This window comes from Bradyrhizobium sp. CFUWI, from assembly GCF_056429085.1.
The window spans coordinates 1-391 of the sequence record NZ_JBWJZE010000308.1; the positions used below are offsets into that span (position 1 = coordinate 1).

Genomic DNA, 391 nt, shown 5'->3' on the forward strand with positions numbered 1-391 from the left:
GGCATGGTCGCCAGTTGCCTGCGCAGCTGCGCGAGCAACTGGGCCTGCTGCTCCTGCATGGCGTCGAGCTTGCGCTGCGCCTCCTCGAAATCCTCGCCCACGTGGGTGACGGCGGAGTAGGGCAGGGGGCTGGTGGCGCGGCCCTTCTCCGCATCGCCGCCGCCCGCGAGCGACGCCTGGGCGATGGCCTGGGCCTTCTCGGGCTGCTCGCCGGACTTGGCGTTCACCAGGATCACCTCCAGCGGCGTGTCCTGGAAGACGCGGTTGAAACTCTCCGGATCGACGAAGCGCACGGACAGCAGCGCCGCATGCACCGCCACCGACAGGGCGAGGGCGATCTGCAGGGTGCTGAAGCGCTGGAGGAAGGCGGGGCGTCTCACGGCGGCCGATT

At 70.3% G+C, this 391-nt stretch carries 1 protein-coding gene; it reads right to left on the bottom strand.

The window, feature by feature from the left end:
• Positions 1-391: hypothetical protein (locus AC066S_RS39945; RefSeq protein ID WP_478272086.1), on the bottom strand; the 391-nt coding region annotated here is incomplete at both ends.